The sequence below is a fragment of the Carboxylicivirga sp. M1479 genome, assembly GCF_007097485.1.
Lineage (GTDB): Bacteria > Bacteroidota > Bacteroidia > Bacteroidales > Marinilabiliaceae > Carboxylicivirga.
Genome location: NZ_VKDE01000023.1, coordinates 14,391 through 33,494, shown reverse-complemented (window position 1 = coordinate 33,494; position 19,104 = coordinate 14,391). Strand labels below are relative to the sequence as shown.

Annotated in this window: 15 protein-coding genes; 9 read left to right on the top strand and 6 right to left on the bottom strand. The window is 37.4% G+C overall.

The window, feature by feature from the left end:
- Positions 1-5: 5 nt before the first annotated feature.
- Complete coding sequence (locus FNN09_RS14510; RefSeq protein ID WP_143303092.1) at positions 6-746, bottom strand: copper homeostasis protein CutC; 741 nt, start codon at positions 744-746, stop codon at positions 6-8.
- A 278-nt stretch (positions 747-1,024) separates the two neighbouring features.
- Here FNN09_RS14510 and FNN09_RS14505 point away from each other — a divergent pair, with 278 nt between their 5' ends.
- Positions 1,025-3,277 carry a GH92 family glycosyl hydrolase gene (locus FNN09_RS14505; RefSeq protein ID WP_143303091.1) on the top strand — a complete coding sequence of 751 codons (2,253 nt, stop codon included), beginning with the start codon at positions 1,025-1,027 and terminating at the stop codon, positions 3,275-3,277.
- 95 nt (positions 3,278-3,372) lie between these two features.
- On the top strand, positions 3,373-4,911 hold the full coding sequence (locus FNN09_RS14500) for an endonuclease/exonuclease/phosphatase family protein (RefSeq protein ID WP_185969019.1): 1,539 nt from the start codon (positions 3,373-3,375) through the stop codon (positions 4,909-4,911).
- 91 nt (positions 4,912-5,002) lie between these two features.
- Here the strand turns inward: FNN09_RS14500 and FNN09_RS14495 are convergent, their stop codons facing one another.
- The 4 genes from FNN09_RS14495 to FNN09_RS14480 form a co-directional block, all read right to left on the bottom strand.
- Complete coding sequence (locus tag FNN09_RS14495; protein ID WP_143303089.1) at positions 5,003-5,806, bottom strand: DUF2797 domain-containing protein; 804 nt, start codon at positions 5,804-5,806, stop codon at positions 5,003-5,005.
- A 46-nt stretch (positions 5,807-5,852) separates the two neighbouring features.
- Positions 5,853-7,121, bottom strand: coding sequence for a peptidase U32 family protein (locus tag FNN09_RS14490; protein ID WP_143303088.1), 1,269 nt, complete (start codon positions 7,119-7,121; stop codon positions 5,853-5,855).
- 1 nt (position 7,122) lies between these two features.
- Entirely contained in the window at positions 7,123-8,955 is a 1,833-nt protein-coding gene (locus FNN09_RS14485) for an LTA synthase family protein (protein WP_143303087.1), read from the bottom strand.
- A 112-nt stretch (positions 8,956-9,067) separates the two neighbouring features.
- A complete protein-coding gene (locus FNN09_RS14480) occupies positions 9,068-10,159 on the bottom strand; it encodes a glycosyltransferase family 4 protein (protein ID WP_143303086.1) in 1,092 nt (363 codons plus the stop codon).
- 516 nt (positions 10,160-10,675) lie between these two features.
- Between FNN09_RS14480 and ispD the strand changes: the two genes are divergently transcribed.
- The 7 genes from ispD to FNN09_RS14445 all read left to right on the top strand — a co-directional run bounded on the left by ispD (position 10,676) and on the right by FNN09_RS14445 (position 18,136).
- The gene (gene ispD, locus FNN09_RS14475) at positions 10,676-11,335 is read left to right on the top strand and encodes a 2-C-methyl-D-erythritol 4-phosphate cytidylyltransferase (RefSeq protein WP_143303085.1); all 660 of its coding nucleotides are present in this window, start codon (positions 10,676-10,678) and stop codon (positions 11,333-11,335) included.
- Positions 11,336-11,341: 6 nt separating this feature from the next.
- Positions 11,342-12,034 carry an SDR family oxidoreductase gene (locus FNN09_RS14470; RefSeq protein WP_143303084.1) on the top strand — a complete coding sequence of 231 codons (693 nt, stop codon included), beginning with the start codon at positions 11,342-11,344 and terminating at the stop codon, positions 12,032-12,034.
- Positions 12,035-12,156: 122 nt separating this feature from the next.
- Positions 12,157-12,990, top strand: coding sequence for a phosphorylcholine transferase LicD (locus FNN09_RS14465; protein ID WP_143303083.1), 834 nt, complete (start codon positions 12,157-12,159; stop codon positions 12,988-12,990).
- 115 nt (positions 12,991-13,105) lie between these two features.
- Complete coding sequence (locus FNN09_RS14460) at positions 13,106-14,077, top strand: CDP-glycerol glycerophosphotransferase family protein (protein ID WP_185969018.1); 972 nt, start codon at positions 13,106-13,108, stop codon at positions 14,075-14,077.
- A 59-nt stretch (positions 14,078-14,136) separates the two neighbouring features.
- A complete protein-coding gene (locus FNN09_RS14455; RefSeq protein ID WP_143303081.1) occupies positions 14,137-15,942 on the top strand; it encodes an aminotransferase class I/II-fold pyridoxal phosphate-dependent enzyme in 1,806 nt (601 codons plus the stop codon).
- Positions 15,929-17,065, top strand: a complete 1,137-nt coding sequence (locus tag FNN09_RS14450) for an NAD/NADP octopine/nopaline dehydrogenase family protein (RefSeq protein WP_143303080.1) — start codon at positions 15,929-15,931, stop codon at positions 17,063-17,065. The genes FNN09_RS14455 and FNN09_RS14450 overlap by 14 nt, the downstream gene beginning before the upstream one ends.
- A gap of 87 nt (positions 17,066-17,152) precedes the next feature.
- A complete protein-coding gene (locus FNN09_RS14445; RefSeq protein ID WP_143303079.1) occupies positions 17,153-18,136 on the top strand; it encodes a glycosyl transferase family 90 in 984 nt (327 codons plus the stop codon).
- Here FNN09_RS14445 and FNN09_RS14440 read toward each other — a convergent pair whose 3' ends face one another.
- Entirely contained in the window at positions 18,137-18,958 is an 822-nt protein-coding gene (locus FNN09_RS14440) for a glycosyltransferase family 2 protein (RefSeq protein ID WP_143303078.1), read from the bottom strand.
- Between the last annotated feature and the right edge of the window lie 146 nt (positions 18,959-19,104).

The following is a 19,104-nucleotide window of genomic DNA, read 5'->3' as shown; positions in this document are numbered from 1 at the left end:
CTCGTTTATCTAAGTATATTAATCATTTTTGTTATCTGCTCAACCTCAACACTTATCCTTTGGTACTCATCTACATTACCATCTTTGCCCATGCTAATAGCCGGGTTAAAGTATTGCATAGCACTACTCACAAAGGTTTTGGCCGAGGCATGAAATTCTGAAGCACCAGTTTGTTGCCGTATGGTGGCAATGTTTGATGCATTAATTCCGCTACCAGGCATCACTACAATTTGCTTATTGGCCGCTGTCACTAAATCAGCTAGCAAATCTATTCCCTCATAAGCCGTATTCATACCACCCGAAGTAAGCACGCGATTAACACCACACTGCTTAAGTTTTTCAAGAGCCTGCAAATGGTTACGGCACATATCAAATGCCCGATGAAAGGTAAAATCAAGCGAAGGTGCCAAAGCCATTAGTTCTTTTGTTCGCTCAACATCTATTTCCCCATCTGGTTTAAGCATACCGAAAACCACACCATTAACACCAAGCTTTTGGGCATTAATTACATCCTGTTTCATCACTTCAAATTCATGCTGTGAATATAAAAAGTCCCCTCCACGCGGACGAATAATCACATTAACAGGTATCTGTAGTTGGTCAACAGCATGTTTAATGGTTGCATGGGATGGTGTTGTTCCGCCCTCCAAGTAATTATCACACAATTCAATGCGATGGGCACCAGCTTCTTGAGCCAACTTAGCCGATTCGAAGGAGTAACAACAAATTTCAAGTAAATTTTTCATTATTAATTGGCTTATTTACTGCATTAGAGCTTAAATGCATCATGACACTATTTACTGCTTTTAAAGATGCACATAAGCCTACTAACCTACAAGACTCAACTACATAAAAGCCCATTGGCCAATTGATATGAATCAAAACACGCCTTTTATCAAATCATTGCATCGCTGCACTCATCCCCAATATTAAGTTAATAATCAACTCATTATAGCAATCCATCTAAAACTACAGCAATTACCAACAGAAGGTTATATCTTTAAGGCTCATCCAAAGTCACGTTATGAAAGGAGTCTTAGTAATTTTCATCGCCTTACTATGCCATCAGCTCACAGCCCAAGAGCCAGCGAATTTGGTCAATCCATTTATTGGCACTTCTAATTATGGTGCTACCCATCCGGGAGCAGTAAGGCCTCATGGCATGGTTTCCGTTGTTCCGTTTAATGTTACACCTCATCCAGGCAACGAATACTCCAATACCAATAATTGGTGCAGCAACCCATACGTATATAATAATAAATGGATGACAGGGTTCTCGCACGTTAACTTAAGCGGTGTAGGATGCCCCGATTTGGGAAGCATAGTGGTAATGCCCACTTGCGGAGAGCTTATCGTTGATGTCAATAAATACGGATCAAAACTATCGGAACAAAAAGCTGAACCGGGCTACTATTCTACTCACTTAGAACGTTACAAGATTGATGCTGAAGTAACAGCCACAAACCGCTCGGGACTAAGTCGTTTTACCTTTCCTGCTGGCAAAGCCAATATATTAATCGACCTGGGGCATGGACTGACTAATGAAAGTGGGGCACACATTAAACGTGTGGCCAACAACGAAATTGAGGGCTATAAACTAATGGGAACCTTTTGCTACCGCCCCGATGCTGTAATACCCGTTTATTTTGTTTTACGGATTAAGCGCGATAATATGAAAAGCGCTTACTGGAAGTTTCACCAACAATTACCCGGAGCCCGACACAACTGGAGTTCAAGCAGTAATAGCTATAAACTATATACAAAATACAACAAGGAGCTTTCGGGCGAAAAAATAGGCGCCTGTTTTTCATTTGATGCCGAGGAGGGTGAGCAAGTTGAGGTGCAAGTGGGCGTTAGTTATGTTAGCATTGAAAACGCACGGGAGAACCTGGAGAAGGAACAAACCAACTTATCATTTGAGCAGATAAAAAAGCAAGCTTTTGAAGCCTGGAATAAGGAGCTTATGGTTGTTGAAGTGGAAGGCGGCACCGAGAATGATCGTATACAGTTTTACACAGCCCTTTATCATTTGTTGCTACATCCCAATATTTTACAGGATGTTAATGGCGATTACCCGGCAATGGAGTCCGATGCAATTCTGAACAGTCAAAAAGAAAATCGCTACACTGTTTTTTCACTATGGGATACCTACCGTACGGTCCATCCACTCATGTCGCTGCTTTACCCACAAAAGCAACTGACCATGGTTCGTAACATGGTGGATATGTACAAAGAGAGTGGCTGGCTACCAAAATGGGAAATTTATGGTCGTGAGGCCGATGTGATGGAAGGAGACCCAGCTTTAATAGTTATTAATGATACTTATCGACGAGGTCTTACCGATTTTGATGTGAATGCGGCTTATCTGGCCATGTTAAAACACGCCAACACAAGCGCTGATAATTTTATTCGTCATGATAATGAGTTCTATCTGGAGAATCATTACATCCCTTTTACCAAAGAATTTGACAACTCGGTTTCGCAGGCTTTAGAACTTTATATTTCGGACTATAATCTGGCGCTAATGGCCAATGAAATGGGAGATAAAACCACCCATCGGAAATCCCTGCAACGATCCATGGGCTACAAAAAGTACTTTGACAAAGATTATAAGTTACTAAGACCTGTGACCGAGGAGGGTAAGTACATGGAGGGATTCGACCCCTTACAAGGTGAAAACTTCCAAGCAGCTAATGGCTTTCACGAGGGCAGCTCGTGGCAGTACTCATTTGCTGTCCCTCACGACACCAAAGGCCTTATTCGTTTAATGGGTGGTAAAAACAAATTTGTACAACAGCTTAACAAATGCTTTAAAGATAGCTTGTTTGATATGAGTAATGAGCCGGATATGGGGTATCCGTATCTATTTAATTATGCCAGTGGTGAGGAATGGCGAACGCAAAAGCAGGTGCACGACTGCATTAAGCGCTATTTCAAAAACGAGCCTGGCGGATTACCTGGTAACGACGACACTGGCACATTATCGGCCTGGCTTATTTACAGCATGATGGGACTCTATCCAAGCTGTCCAGGTGATATGAACTACACCCTATCAAGTCCGCTTTTTGATAAAATAACCATTCATCTAGACACCTCCATTTATGAAAACAAACAAATAGTTATTGAGTCGCAACGTAAATCGCCCGATGATATATTCATTAAAGAAATACAAATAAACGGACATCCTTACGATCGCTTTTTCATTAACCACCACGACTTAATAAAGACAGGACACATTAAATATAAACTCGGCTCCAACCCCAAACACCAACCCTAAACATGGCACATATCCGAAGCCTTTTAATCCTCTGCGTAGTTGTCATTGGCAGCTTTCTGTATTACTGCACCAAACAAGAACGTGTAGTAAAAACGATGAGCTTTAACATTCGCTACGACAATCCCAATGATGGGATTAATGCCTGGGCCAATCGCAAAGCCCTGGTTTATTCATTTCTCAAAGAAGCAACACCCGACATCATTGGCTTTCAGGAAGTAATGAAACACCAATTGGATGACATACAAATTAACCTAGAGCAATACCATTATGTTGGTGCCGGCCGTGATGACGGAAAAGAAAAGGGTGAGTTTACCCCTGTCTTTTACCTCAAGAATAAATACGAACTATTGGCGTCATCCTACTTTTGGTTATCGGAAACACCAGAGATCCCTGGCAGTGTTAGTTGGGGGGCTACCTATCCTCGTATTGTTAGCTGGGTGCAGCTTAAGGACATTCAACAGGGCTATATCTTTTATGTGTTTAACACCCACTTTAGCCATATGAGTTCCTATGCTCGTAACGAAAGCACCATATTACTACTCAAAAAAATGAATACCATAGCCAGCGGCGCACCACTTATTTTAACTGGAGACTTTAACGCACAGCCAAACGAACGCATGTACACCACCATGACCGAAAACTGGCAGGATTTTGATCAATTGTGGGATAGTCGTGAATTACCGCTCGACAACAAACCTGTAAGCATTCAAACCTACAATGGCTTTAATGATGAAACACCTGAGGTAGTAATTGACCACATTTTTGTGAATGGATTTTTTGATGCTAAACACTTTAACACCTATAAAGTTAAAGAAGATGGTATTTACATTTCTGACCATTACCCCATTATGGCAGATTTGAGCTTTCGATTAAACCAGAGGGAAGCGCAAGGAGCTGTTAAAAAGCTCAAACAAAACACGCCAGCACCACTTATTGAACCACAGCCCTTGTGCTTTTACGACTCAAGCAAAGTGCAAATTAGCTCACAGGGCAGTAATACAAATATCTATTATACATTAAATGGTGAAATACCCGACACTAGTTCAGCTCTTTATAACAAAGCCATAACGATTAAAAACAGTGGCCAGCTAAAAGCACGAGCCTTTCAGCACAATATGTATCCATCGGCAACGGTATCGCAACAATACATAAAAAAAATACCTACTAAAGCTCGTCTAATAGAAGTAATACCACAACCTGATGAACAGTATTTTTCGGGTAGTTATGCTGCTTTATTTGATGGGCAGCAGGGCAGTATTGACCAATTTAATGATAAATATTGGATTGGTTTTAATGGTACCGATAATGATTTCTTATTTGACTTCAAGCAACGCAGTAATATCAGAGAAGTATATTTATCCTGTTTATCGCATCCTGCCAAGTGGGTTGCCACTCCGTCGATGATTGAGATAAGTATTTCCAACGATGGTATAACTTACAAAAAGATACATACGGCAAGTTATCAAGCAAGTTTTGACGAATCGCAAAGCCAACACCACCTACTCCACATGCCTTTTAAAGCAAGAGCACGCTATTTAAAGATATCAGTTTATAATGCAGGCTTATTACCAGCAACACATAGTGCTAAAGGTAATCCATCCTGGTTATTGATTGATGAGTTAGTAGTGCAGTAAACAATGTTTAATATAATTCAGGATCGCATCATTACTTACAAATCGTCAATATAGATGCAATCCTGTAGAATTCGAATAAAAGGAAACTATTCTAATCAGCCTGAACAGAGACTAAATAACCATTATGCTTACGAATATTCAGTACACGATCGTTATCAAGCAAAAGGTACTGACCTTTTATCCCTTTTAGTGTTCCACTTATTTTTGCCTCTTTGTCAAACGTTAAGGATTGAGGCTTCAAAGGATAAGTTTCAACAGGGTAGTTAAGCGTCCATTCTTTGGCATCGGCCATAACATATTGTTTTAATTCATCGGGCAAGTGCTCAATAGCCTTAAGCTTTTCACTGGCAATATCGATATCGTTGGCCACCACATTTTTTAGCATCGCTCGCCAATTGGTTTTATCCGCAAAATATTGTTTTAGATGCACTTCCATCACACCTGCAATATGGCGATTGGGGACTTCGGCAATTATAATGGCCTTTGAGGCACCTTGATCAATCCAGCGCGTTGGGATTTGCGTATGGCGAGTAATACCCACCTTTACACCCGATGCAATGGCTAAATACACATAGTGTGGTATTAAACAATGGGCTTCGGCAAATTCAATATCACGTGCCTCTCCCAAATGCGCTCGACAGGTCTCAGGTTTCAGCACACACTCTTCGGCTTGAGGGGCTGTTTGAAAACAGTTATAGCAAAAGCCTTGAGCAAAGGACTTGGAGGTCTTCTTCCCACAGGCAATACAGTTTATTTGGTTCTGATACTCCAGTGTAATTGTTTTACCAACTAACTCGCTTATATTCACCAGTTCGTTGTTAAGGCGTAATTCATATACGACCTCATCGTTTTCAATACTGGTTTTCATTTTAGATATATTGCCTGATATATTCATTGTTTGTTGCTTTAAAATGTAAAAATATGTTGGTCAACCTGGTGCTTTAGTTATCAACCAAATTGGCATCAACAATCTTATATAATTTATCGGAACGCCTGATTTTTTCATCAACTATAAAACTAAAACGCTCCCCTTTTACGGTCTCTTCAACAGGCTTTAGGTCAACACGTATTTCCGGCACTGTCATTTGTATGACACCTGTAGTTGGTCCGGTAATAAGTATTTCATCACCCACTTTTAAGGATTTAGTTTCCATTAAAAATTCAGCCACTTTAAGTTTCGGAAAATAGTTCATACCCTTTCCAATGTACACTTTCTTTTTGGTAGCACGCGAACCATAGTTATGGCTCCATTCGCCTAACTTTTGTCCCATGTAATAACCATCCCAAAATCCTCGATTGAAGACCTCGGACAAACGACTGTCCCACTCTTTTATCTTAGCCTCATCATAAGAACCATCCATAACAGCTTCAATGGCCTCGTTATAACACTCGCAAACCGTTTTTACATATTCTGCTGAGCGTGCACGTCCCTCAATCTTAAAAACGCGTACACCTGCATCCATCATTTTATTCAAAAAATGGATGGTCTTCAGATCCTTGGGCGACATAATGTAATCGTTCTCCAACTCCATTTGCTTGCCCGTTTCTTTTTCGGTAACGGTATATCCACGTCGGCAAGGCTGTAAACAACCTCCCCTATTGGCCGAGGCATTTAACTGATGTAAACTGATATAACACTTGCCAGATGTTGCCATACATAAAGCACCGTGAGCAAACATCTCAATTTGTATGAGTTCTCCTTTGGGGCCACGTATATCTTCGTCCACAATGTTTTGATAAATGGCCTTTACCTGCTCCATATTTAATTCACGGGCCAGAACCACCACATCGGCATAATGACTGTAGAACTTCAAAGTTTCAACATTGGATATATTTACCTGTGTTGAGATGTGTACTTCAACACCCTTGCCATGTGCATAATTAATAGCTGCCTGGTCGGATGCAATCACTGCTGTTACCCCAACTTCCTTGGCCACGTCAATAATCTCGCGCATGGTATCCAACTCCTCATTAAAAATAACAACATTAACCGTCAGATAGGTTTTAATCCCATGTTCCTTCGATATCTTGACAAGTTCACGTAGGTCATCATTCGAAAAATTATTGGATGAACGCGAACGCATGTTCAACTGCTCAATACCAAAATAAACCGAATTAGCTCCTCCTTGTATGGCTGCTCTTAAAGATTCGTACGAACCTACGGGTGCCATTATCTCAAAATCCTCTCTCTTTAATTGTGGTTTATTCATCTTATCTATTTTTCGAATCATTATACAATACTTGCAAATATGCCTTGGCTTTTAAGCTGTCTGCTTGAGTACTTGCTCCACTTATTGATATAAACTTTTTCAAATTGTTGTTGTAGGCCTGATATGCCTCCTCCTCTAGCAAAGCCATCCCAAATGAAGAAAGCGTAAAGAAAGCAAAGGATTCGGTACTTTCATCCAATATGTTTTTACTAAAACGCATGTCATCCGCCGGAATATCTAACTGGCTAAGCAAAGTACGGGCCATATCGGTTTGCGAACCAATTTTACTTATTACAGTGTCTTTGGAAGCAACTGCTCCCCCAGTCCATAACATAGGTATGTGATAAAACTCCTGTTGCTCCATGCTTAGCCGATCAGGCCCACCAACACCATGGTCGGCCAATAAAACAAACAAGGTATTATCCCAAAAACCTTCCTTTTTAACCGTTTCAAAAAATTCGCCCAAACACTTATCGGTGTAAGCAATGGAATTGTGATAATCATCCTCATATAAACGCTCCATTGGCACATCAAAGGGCTCATGGCTGCTCAAAGTAAAAAAGAATTTAAAATAAGGTTCAGCCGAGTGCTTCATCTCGTCTACTAACCGACGAAAGGTATATTCATCGTGAACACCCCATTTCTCGCCCTGCAAGTCATCATCAAAATCATCGACTGACACCACTTTTTCGAAGCCTGCCTGGGTTACAAACGAGTTCATGTTTTTAAACTTTATATCGCCTCCATAGATATAGGTCAAGTCTTGATAACCATTCTCCTTTAATCGTTTAGGTAAAAACGGTAAACTACTCGTTTTCTCGGGGAAACGAATAATGGAGTAGGCAGGCAATACCTGATATCCGGCTAATGTGGCCACCAAACCTTTATCAGATCGGTTGGCAGCAGCTCTAATATTGCTAAACAAAATACTTTCGGGTATCAAACTATTAATCGTTGGTGTAACCGAGGCACCACCTAAAGCTTCAATGGCGTGAGCGGCAAAACTCTCTAGTAATATAACAACAACATTAGGTCGTTTTGTTGTTAAAAGATGCTTATAGTCACCTGAGTGCCTCGTCAAACTATCAAAAATCGAATCAGCCAAAGCATCATCCATATAACGATACTTAACCTTAGTGGCATCCATCTTTTTCATGGAATAAGCCAAATTCCACATAGGATTTATAGCGCTGTGATTGGCATATCGATGCGTTGAAAAGTAAGCCACTCCAGTATTTATTGGAGCCACACCAACACTTCCGCGAATAGGGGCTATCATACTAGCAGTAGTGATTAGGATCACCGAAGTTAAAACCACCGTATTTTTCCAATTAGCCTTTTCTTTTTTTGCCGATACCTTGCTTACTTTCAAGTACAACTTTATAAAAAAGTATGAGCTAGCTATCAAGGCCAAGGCAAATAGCAACATTTCATACCAATGCAAAGAGGCCATCACAATGGCAGGAGTTTTCATAAACTCAAGAGCTTCCAAGTCCATGTGCCTTCCCCAATAAGAATATAAAAAGGTATCACCCAACATAAAGCCAGTTAGCAAAACAATAAGGGTGAAATTGATATAATCAAAACAGCGTAAACAAACTTGCCTGCTAACAACGGTAGGTAAAAGCTGAACTACACCTACAATTCCCATTATGTAACCGGTAAACGAACTATCTAAGCGCAGCCCTATACCAAAAGATGCCAACAGGTGCCATACAGGTGCACCATCGGCATAACCATGGTTGAATACGATAAAGGCCAAACGGTGAATGGCAAAAAACAATAACCAAAATATAAAATTTCGCCAGAATTTATTTAGAAAAGTAAGAATCATAAAAAAGTATTGTTTTGCAAAGGCTTATATGTTTGCCGCAACAAAAATAATGAGATGATACTAAACCTGCTAAATTGAAGTTGTTAAATATTCTTTGTCAAGATATAATAAGCTACTTGCTAAGTATTTGAAGTAGGTGAGATTCCACATTCTCAATCATCGAGTCTATAGAAAAAGTACGTTTAACATGCTCTGCCCCAGCCAAGCCTTTCTTTTTAAAATCACCATCAGCGATCAACTTTTCGATGGCTTCCTCTAGTTGCTTCGAATCTCCAGACTGTACGATGTAGCCATGCTCATTATCTATCATCAACTCAGACACGCCATTAACATTGGTACTAACGGCAGGCAAACCATGTGCTAAAGCCTCCATTAGGGAGTTAGGCATTCCCTCAAACAACGACGGAAGTACAAATAAATCGGCTGCATTAAGCAAAGAAGATACGTTTTTTTGAAAACCGAGTAAATGAACATTCCTTTCAATACCCAAGCGATTAATTTGCTTTTTCAAACTCGACTCCAACTTGCCTTGTCCGGCAATAAAAAAGTATACATGAGGGTACTTTTCGATAATTGGCTTAGCCGCATCTAATAAATACTCAAATCCTTTTTGACTGGCTAAGCGACCTGTTGATACAATCTTAATCGGCTTAAGTTCATCTTCATGAATATATTGACTCAGGTCGTATATTTCTTTTGAAAAAACATCAGTATTTATACCGTTAAAAATAACCTTGACAAACTCATCATCCCACCACCCATAACTATCATACTCTTTTTTTAATGAGTAGGTGTTCGTTATAATACCATCGCAATAGGGTAAGAAACTCCATTTGTACTTCGATTTGTTACGCAAGAGTTGTACTCCTTGACGACTGAGAATCTTGGGCCCATTGTTCATTCGCGACATAAACCCAGCAACACGAACGTCTTTATTCTGACATCCAATAACTAACTCTATCGACTCCTTTTGACATATGGACTTCAATTGGAAATAACCTTTAACACTAATATCGGTATATATACAAAGGCGCACAACTTGTATACCTGCTTCTTTTGCTCTGGTTTCAACAATGGAGTTGGCACGGCAACCAATTAATACCTTATGCCCTTTTTTGCTTAGTTCCTGAGCCGCGAGGACCATCCACTTTTCGCCTCCACCCCATTTATTTTTTCCTATAGAATTAACTAGCAATATATGCATCCAGGTATGCTTTATTCTAAATTATTGTTTTTTTATTTTTTGTTCGTGAAGTGCCTTTGTTCACCTACTAAAACAAGTTTTCGAAGATAGCTTTTAATTTGCAATAGATAAAAGATAAATGTCTTGTCATTCACTTATTTGGCAATAAAAAACACAACAAACTGTTTTTCAATATTTAACACCATTAGTTTTATGGCGCATTTAACAAATCATATAACTTATCAACTAGCAATCAAAACAATAGAGTACTACAAAGGAGCTTAAGCATAGACCCGCAAATGACACTAGGTACAAACTCCACCTTTAAAAGATAGTCAGCCAAACACAATTACACACCCCAAGAATAAAAACTAAAATAACTGTACACCATCAATTTACCAGAAGAGTATTTGTACTACCGCACTTATGATATAATAAACGAATATGCACGGTGCCTAAATATTCTTACCTTTGCAGCACATTTTAGTTGAAGGTGTGATGGGAAATAAACACTAGCAACGACAAACAATTTTAATAATGGATGTAATTCTGCTAGCAGCCGGAGTAGGAAAAAGAGCAAAGCTTGACTTTCCAAAACAGTTTTATAAAATAAATGGTAAGCCATTTTTAGTTTACTCAATGGAGCGCTTATTAAGTTGTAGTGCTGTTACACGAATATTGGTCACGTGTCAATCGGAATACATGGATGAGTACAAGCGTTACGTTGACGAATATGATATTCAGAATATAGAATACGTAATTGGCGGTGCCACTCGTCATGAATCAGTATTTAATGCTTTACAGCAAGTTAACACTGCAAAAGTAATGATACACGAGGCGGCACGTCCACTCATTTCGAAAGAGTTTGTGCAGGAAATTGTAGACGCATCGACAAATGAAGATGCAGTAGTGCCAACTATTCCAATCAAGTTCACCGTTTCAAAAGGTGGTGACTACATGACTGGAGAACTGAATAGAAATGAACTTCACAACATACAGCTTCCTCAGGTATTCACTAGCTCTTTGCTTAAAGAATTTCACGAAAAAGCTAAAAAGGATCAGTTACAAGCCACTGAAGATGGCTCCTTATTTTTTCATTATGGCGGTAAGGTAAGGTTTGTTGAAGGACGTGAATCGAATATTAAAATAACGACCCCACTTGATGTAGAATTGGTTAATAAGCTACTAACGTTTTAAATAATTATGAAGGGGAAAGTAATTGTTATTACAGGCGCTAGTAGTGGTATTGGTTATCAAACGGCCATACAAGCACAAGAACAAGGCGCAACTGTTATTTTTGCAAGCAGAACGGCTGAACAGAATGCAGAGATTAAAAATGTTCTAACGGGTCAATCGCTCGCCAAAAATTTGGATGTGGGTGATGAAGCATCGGTCAAAGTATTTTTTGATTTCGTTAAAGAAAAGTTCAATACCATTGATGCGTTAGTAAATTGTGCAGGCTATGTTAATCCAGAAAGTTTATTAAATACCTCTTTAGAAAATTGGGACACAACCTTAAGAATAAATCTTACGGGTACATTTTTGTGCACTAAATATGCCACTTTACTGATGAAACGCGCAGGTGGTAAGATAATTAATATTGCTTCAACAGCAGGTCTAACTCCTCGCCCAGGATGGAGCGCCTATGCCGCAGCCAAAAGTGGTGTTATTAATTTCTCAAATGCCATTGCTGAAGAATTAAAAGACTATGGTATTAAAATCTTTATCATTTGCCCAGGCCGAACAGCTACACCATTACGAAAAATATTAGCTCCAAACGAAGACCCTGAATCAATAATGCAACCCAAAGCAGTTGCTGACGTAGTATTAACTTGCTTTACAAAACAAGCTGAAGTATTGGAAGGACAACCTATACTTGTTAGAGAACGATTTTAAAATCTAAACATAACAATTGAACACTGATCTCAAGAGCAATGATTAGATCACTTCTAACCTACTCTTTGTCAATGTCAAACAGCTAGGTGTTGTTTCGAATTATTTTTTTTTAAAATAGTGTGATGGATTACAAAAAAGAGGTAAGAGAGGCAGGCAAAACTCCAATAGAGCAAACGCAGCTTGTATTGCTTGAAATGATTCGAATAGTCGATGAAATTTGTAGAGAGCATGATATTAAGTACTGGTTAACAGGAGGCACTTTGCTTGGAGCAATAAGACATAAGGGATTCATTCCATGGGATGATGATGCAGACTTGGCTATGTCACGTAAAGATTATGAAAAATTCTTAAAAATTGCGCCCACTAAATTACCCTATGGATTATTCTTTCAATCAGCTAAAACAGATAGCAAACGAACAAAGTGGGTACGGATTAGAGATGACTACAGCACTATTAATCTTAAAAATGAACAAGGGAAAAACTATACCTATCATAAGGGTATTTTTCTCGATATATTCCCATATGATATCATCGATCGTGATTTTTATAACACTAAGGTCTTTTACACTAGGCGATTTAAGAAGTCAAAAAAGACTATTCTTAAAAGATCAAGATTAATATTACAGCCAATTTCAAAAGTTATTAGTTGGACAGTAGGTCCTGACAAGTGGAAAAATAAAATTCTCAGAAGATATTTAAAAAGATCACCAAAATATGTTGCTACCGGCATAGAGGTAGGCGATTTTCATTCAGTCATGAGATATCATAGTGTGTTCCCTTTATCTGAAATAAATTTTCTTGGTAATAAATTCATGGCTCCAAATAATCCTGATCATTATTTAATTGATATGTTTGGGAATTATATGCAATTACCAGCCAAAGAAGATAGAATTGTGCATGCATACGAATTGTTACCTTTCACCAAATGTAATCACCCAAATGCTAAAGACTATTAATATGGAAAGTAATTACTTTGCAATATTCTTAACTCATCACCTGTATTATATTCCTCAATTCGAACCTATTGCAAACGAGTTGAGGAAAAGAAATAAGAAGATTAAATTTTTGTTGATGGGACTAGACTCTCCTGACAAGAATAAGATCGCCTTTGATTATTGCAAAGAAAATGGATACGATCCACAATTCTATAACAAAGAAGATGAGGCCTTAAGTTGTGAATACTTAATTAATGGATCGCATGGCTTTCCTCAAGATATTAATATCAACTATAATACTAGTGCGTCGGTTATTCACGGTATAGGTACAAAAGCAGGCTATTACACTGAGGAACTAAACAAGCACGACATACGATTTATCGAAGGTAGCCAGCGTGTTGAAATGTTAAAAGAAATGTTCCCTAAAACGAAATGCAAACTATTAAATGTTGGTTTTGCAAAGTTGGATGAAGCATTTAAAATAAGTGATAATGACAAAGTAAATATGGTTAAATCATTGGAACTCGATCCGTTGAAGAAAACCATTTTATACGCACCTACTTTTTATCCAAGTTCTATTGATAATATGCCTAAAGATTTCCCTAAGGATTTCACGAATTACAACATTATTATCAAACCACATTTTTTCTCTTTTGAAAAAAAGAAATATAAACATCAGGTACGCAAATTCAATGCTTGGGAGCAATACAACAATGTGTATTTAGCGCGAGCAGATAAATTTAATCTCGTTCCTTTTATGACTATTTCTGACATTATGGTTTCAGACGAGTCATCTGCGATATTTGAATTTGCAGCACTCGATAAGCCCGTAATTTTTAATCAAGATGTAAAATACCGCTTGACATATCGAATATTTAAATCTAAAATAAGGAAACGCATGGATGGACAAATGAGTCCATTTAAAGAAGTTGCACAGGTTATTGACAACTATAGCCAGCTTCAGTCGATTATTGAAGATGAAATACACAACCCACAAAATAAGAAAGAAGAACGCAAAAAAATTAGCGAACAAATTGTCGGTATTTCTGATGGACATGTATCCGAAAGAATTGCTGATATAATGGAAAAATACAACCTTAATAAATAAATACCCCCTACTTTAACCCTACTCATCTCAATAATAATGAATCACAAAACTGTAATTTTATGCAAGCAATTATCCTTGCTGCCGGGATGGGTAAGCGTCTTAGTGAACTTACTCAGAATAACACAAAGTGCATGGTTGAAGTCCATGGACAACCTTTAATAAACTATATATTAAAAAGTTTAGAAGGCATCAGCCTAAATAAAATAGTTATAGTTGTTGGATATGAAGCCCAAGGCCTTATTGATTACCTGGGATATGACTTTCAAGGTACAACAATCGAATACGTGCATAATAACGACTATGACTCAACTAATAATATTTATTCATTATACCTAGCCCACAAACAGCTTGGTGAAGACGATACAATACTTTTAGAGAGTGACCTAATCTTTGACAAAAAGATAGTTAAACGATTAGTTGAAGATAAAAGACCCAACTTGGCTGTTGTTGATAAATACAAGCCATGGATGGATGGCACCGTGGTGAAGTTGGATAGCAATCACAACATTTTAAACTTTATACCTAAAAAGCATTTTAAGTTTGAGGATAGTGAACAATACTACAAAACTGTTAATATATATAAGTTCTCGAAAAAGTTCTCGAATGAGATATACCTGCCCTTTTTAGAAGCATACAGTAAAGCACTTGGAAAAAACGACTACTACGAACAAGTATTAAGAGTTATTTCATTTATTGACAAGTACGAAGTAAATGCTTTACCATTACAAGGTGAAAAATGGTATGAAATTGATGATAAACAAGACTTAGATAATGCAGAAACTGTTTTTGCACCTCTAGAGGAGAAATTAGGCGCATATCAAAAACGATTTGGCGGTTACTGGCGTTATCCTGAACTAATTGACTTTTGCTATTTAGTGAACCCTTATTTCCCTACCATTCGAATGGAAGATGAAATTAAAAATTATTTCCATCGATTAATGCGAGAGTACCCATCGGGAATGAACGTGCAGAAGATACTCGCATCCTCTTTCTTCGAGTGTAACGAACACAATATTCTTATTGGTAATGGAGCCGCTGAGTTTATTCCCGGATTAATGGATTCACTTGAAGGTACTATTGGCATAATTCACCCTACTTTCAATGAGTATCCTGAAAGAATAGCACAAGAGCGAATCATTGCTTTACATCCTTACAACGATGACTATTCATACGATGAAAACTTTATCATTGAAAACTCATCGAAATTTGACAATCTGGTATTAATCAACCCAGATAACCCAAGTGGTAACTTCATACGTCCAAAGCAACTGATTCAGATACTTGACCACTTTAAAGAAAATGGCAAAACATTGGTTTTAGATGAGTCATTTGTAGATTTCTCTGAAGAATGTGAACTCAACACTATGATTCATCAAAACATAATTGATAAATACCACAATCTGGTCATTGTAAAAAGTATCAGCAAAAGCTATGGTGTTCCGGGTTTTCGCTTAGGTATTTTAATCTCTGGCAACAACGAATTATTAAAAAAAGTCCACAAAACTTTGTCCATTTGGAATATCAATTCGTTTGGTGAGTTCTTTTTACAAATTATTGATAAGTATAAATCTGACTACCATTTAGGCTGCCAGTACATTGCAGATGAAAGAAATCGCTTTCAAGAAGAACTAAAGAAATTTACATTTCTTAATGTATATCCATCGCAAGCAAATTATTTCCTATGCAAAATAACAGCCAAATACACTGCCAAACAACTAGCAGATATTTTAATCGACAAATACAATATTTTAATTAAAGATTTAACTGGCAAGAAGGGCTTTAAAGAAGGAGAATATATTCGCTTAGCCATCAGAGATACAAATGACAATAATAAGTTAATACAAGCATTACATGCAATCGATTAATACAATATGTATTTGCGGAGGTGGCAACCTTGGGCACACATTCTCCGCGATACTTGGCTCCAATAACGACCTTACAGTTAAATTATTAACACGCAAACCCAATAAATGGAATAACACCATTGAAGGCATAAACGAGGAGCAAAACAAAATTATTGGGAAAATTGATTCTATATCACATTTATCTTCTGAAGTTATTCCAGGAGCAGACCTTATCTTAGTTTCTCTTCCTTGTTTTGCCAGAGAAGAATTATTAAGAGATATTTCACCCTATATCTCTCAAAATACAATTATCGGATGCTTACCTGGTTATGGCAACTTTGAGTTGCAAGCCTCAAACATACTTCCTATAAAAGAAAAAAACATTTCTATTTTTGGATCTTTACGAATTCCATATATCTGCAGGACTGAGATCTATGGTAAAAGTGTTCGCTTTTTTAAAAAATCTGAGATTCAGATTGCAACGAAACAAACTGAAGTATTTGATACAATAAAACTATTCTTTGAAAAATACACAGATATAAATGTTGTTAAACTGAATAACTTGCTTGAATTAGTGCTGTGTAATTCAAACCCAATATTACATCCTGCGCGCCTCTTTGATTTATTTGCTACTCCTGAGTCAACTCATTTTACCAAAGAAGTACCATTTTACGAAACTTGGTCTGTAAATGCTTCTCAGATATTAATTCAAATGGACAACGAGTTGTTTCAATTAATTGAAGCGATCCCGTTAAACCTAAATGGTGTTACTCCTATATTAAAACACTACGAATCGACTAATGCTAAGTCACTAACTGAAAAAATAAAATCAATACAAGCATTTAAAGGCATTATGAGCCCAATGGTGCATAATGGTACATATTGGGATGCAAACTATAAGTCTAGATACTTCACGGAGGATATTCCTTATGGCTTAAGCCTAATAAAGAGCCTTGCTATTATCTTTAACATTTCAACACCAATCATTGACAAAGTAATTTATTGGACACAAAGCCAACTTAATCTTCAACTATTAACAAACAATGGTGAATTAGGCGATGATGCCTACAACTTTCCAATATTTCAAAAATATAAACTAACAACACCAGCTGAAATAGTACACCATTATCAAGTAAAAAATTAATTTTGTAATTCATTTTCTTATTTTAATTAACTACACAAGCCACCGTATCCTATTAATAAGGAAGCAATTGGATTGTCTTTTTTACTTATGAAGCTGATAAATCAAAAATGGTTTTCTAACTGGATGTCTTTCCGATACAAGAACTTTAAACAGTTCTATTACTTGAAGAGCACCCTCAAGCTGCTTATTCCTAACCGTTATTTTCAATGGAGATTATCCAGCTTGTTAAAGCATGCTGAAAAACGAAATGACAAAAGTTATCTGTTCGAGCGAATAAATCATTATATCAAAATTGAAAAGCCATTCGCATCAATTCCTGACAGCTTACGAATAGGGGACATCAAGTTTCCTGATAAGTTAAAAACCTACCACTTTGATACCCGTGAATTCACGCGGTATTTCCCCGATGACTATCGGATAAATCGAATTTTTGGTGATGTATCTTATTTGCCCAAAAATCCTAGCATTGTAAAAAGCAGGCCAATCACACCTGACAACAGCAATGCCATTCTATTAAACCTCAATAAAATAAGACACTTTACCTTTCCTAAAGACATTACGCCTTATCATCAAAAAAAAAATAAGCTTATTTGGAGAGGTGCGCTATACGAACATCACACATTGCGCTTGAAATGTTTGCAAACACTGTATGATTATGAACAATGCGACATTGGCCATACCAGCAATCGACAACCCTACCTAAAATGGCGTAAACCAAGGCTTAATATGTACAACATGTTACAGCATAAGTTTGTGATGGTAATTGAGGGTAATGATGTAGCCACCAGCTTAAAATGGGTAATGGCGTCTAACTCTGTGGTTATAATGACTAAACCAAGGTTTGAAACCTGGTTTATGGAAAGCAAACTAATACCTGATTATCATTACATATTGGTTAATGATGATTACTCAGATGTTATTGAGAAAATAAATCATTATTTAGCACATCCAGATCAAGCACTACAGATTATTAATAATGCGCATGCTTACATTCAACAATTCAAAAATAAAAAGCGCGAGAAGTTGATTTCGCTAATGGTGCTAAATAAATACTTTCAGCTACAGCAATAATTACAATTTGTTGATGCCATTTTTTGTGGCAGTTATCTTATTTTTAATGGTCTTATTCCAAATGGCCTTATTCATTTTAAGGTGCTCTTTATTTTTATATGAACGACCATGATCAAGGTGCATACAAATGGCAGAATAACGTATTTGCTTTGACTTAAGTCCTAGGTTATCAAGTCGAGAACCAAATTCTCTGTCTTCTGAACCATAACGCATATCCTCGTTAAAGCCATTGAGTTCGAAAAAGTACTTTCTATAAGTTGAGGCATTACCCCCATTCCAAGTTGCATTAGCAGGTGTTATAGTATTCATTAAATGTGTAAACCACTTTCCTTTTGCTAATTTCGAAAGCTTAAAAGTGGCAGGAACACCAGCTCTACGCAACCATGAAATATTAAAAGCTCTTCCTTTTTGTATATCTTCCGAATTAATTAACTTACTAACTGATAATGGTAAGCGAAAGGCCCCACCAGAAAGGTAATACCCCTCTTCTGCATAACGCAAATGGGTTTCAATAAAATCTTTTCGAGGAACACAATCACCATCTGTAAATACAATATATTCCCCAGTAGAAGCCTTTAAGGCCTCATTCAATATTTTTGTCTTACGAAAACCATCATCTTCGTGCCAAACGTGCTTAATATTCAGTTTTAAGTTGCTTTTGCACTTATCAATAATAGCTTTTGTTTCTGGTCCCGACCCATCGTCAGCAATTACTACCTCAAAACTATTAACAGTTTGATAAGATAAGCCGATAAGCACTTTCTCTAACCATTTCGGATGATTATAGGTACTTATTATTACAGAAACACTTAGATCAATCATATACTCTCTAATTCAAATAGTCAATAATGGCAAATTAAGGCAGAGTTTTGAAAAGACAATGTTAAAAAAAAATCAGGACAGATAAGAATGAAATGTAGTAAATACAATAAATCCTTGTCTTTAAAAGGATCTCAACATTACAAAAG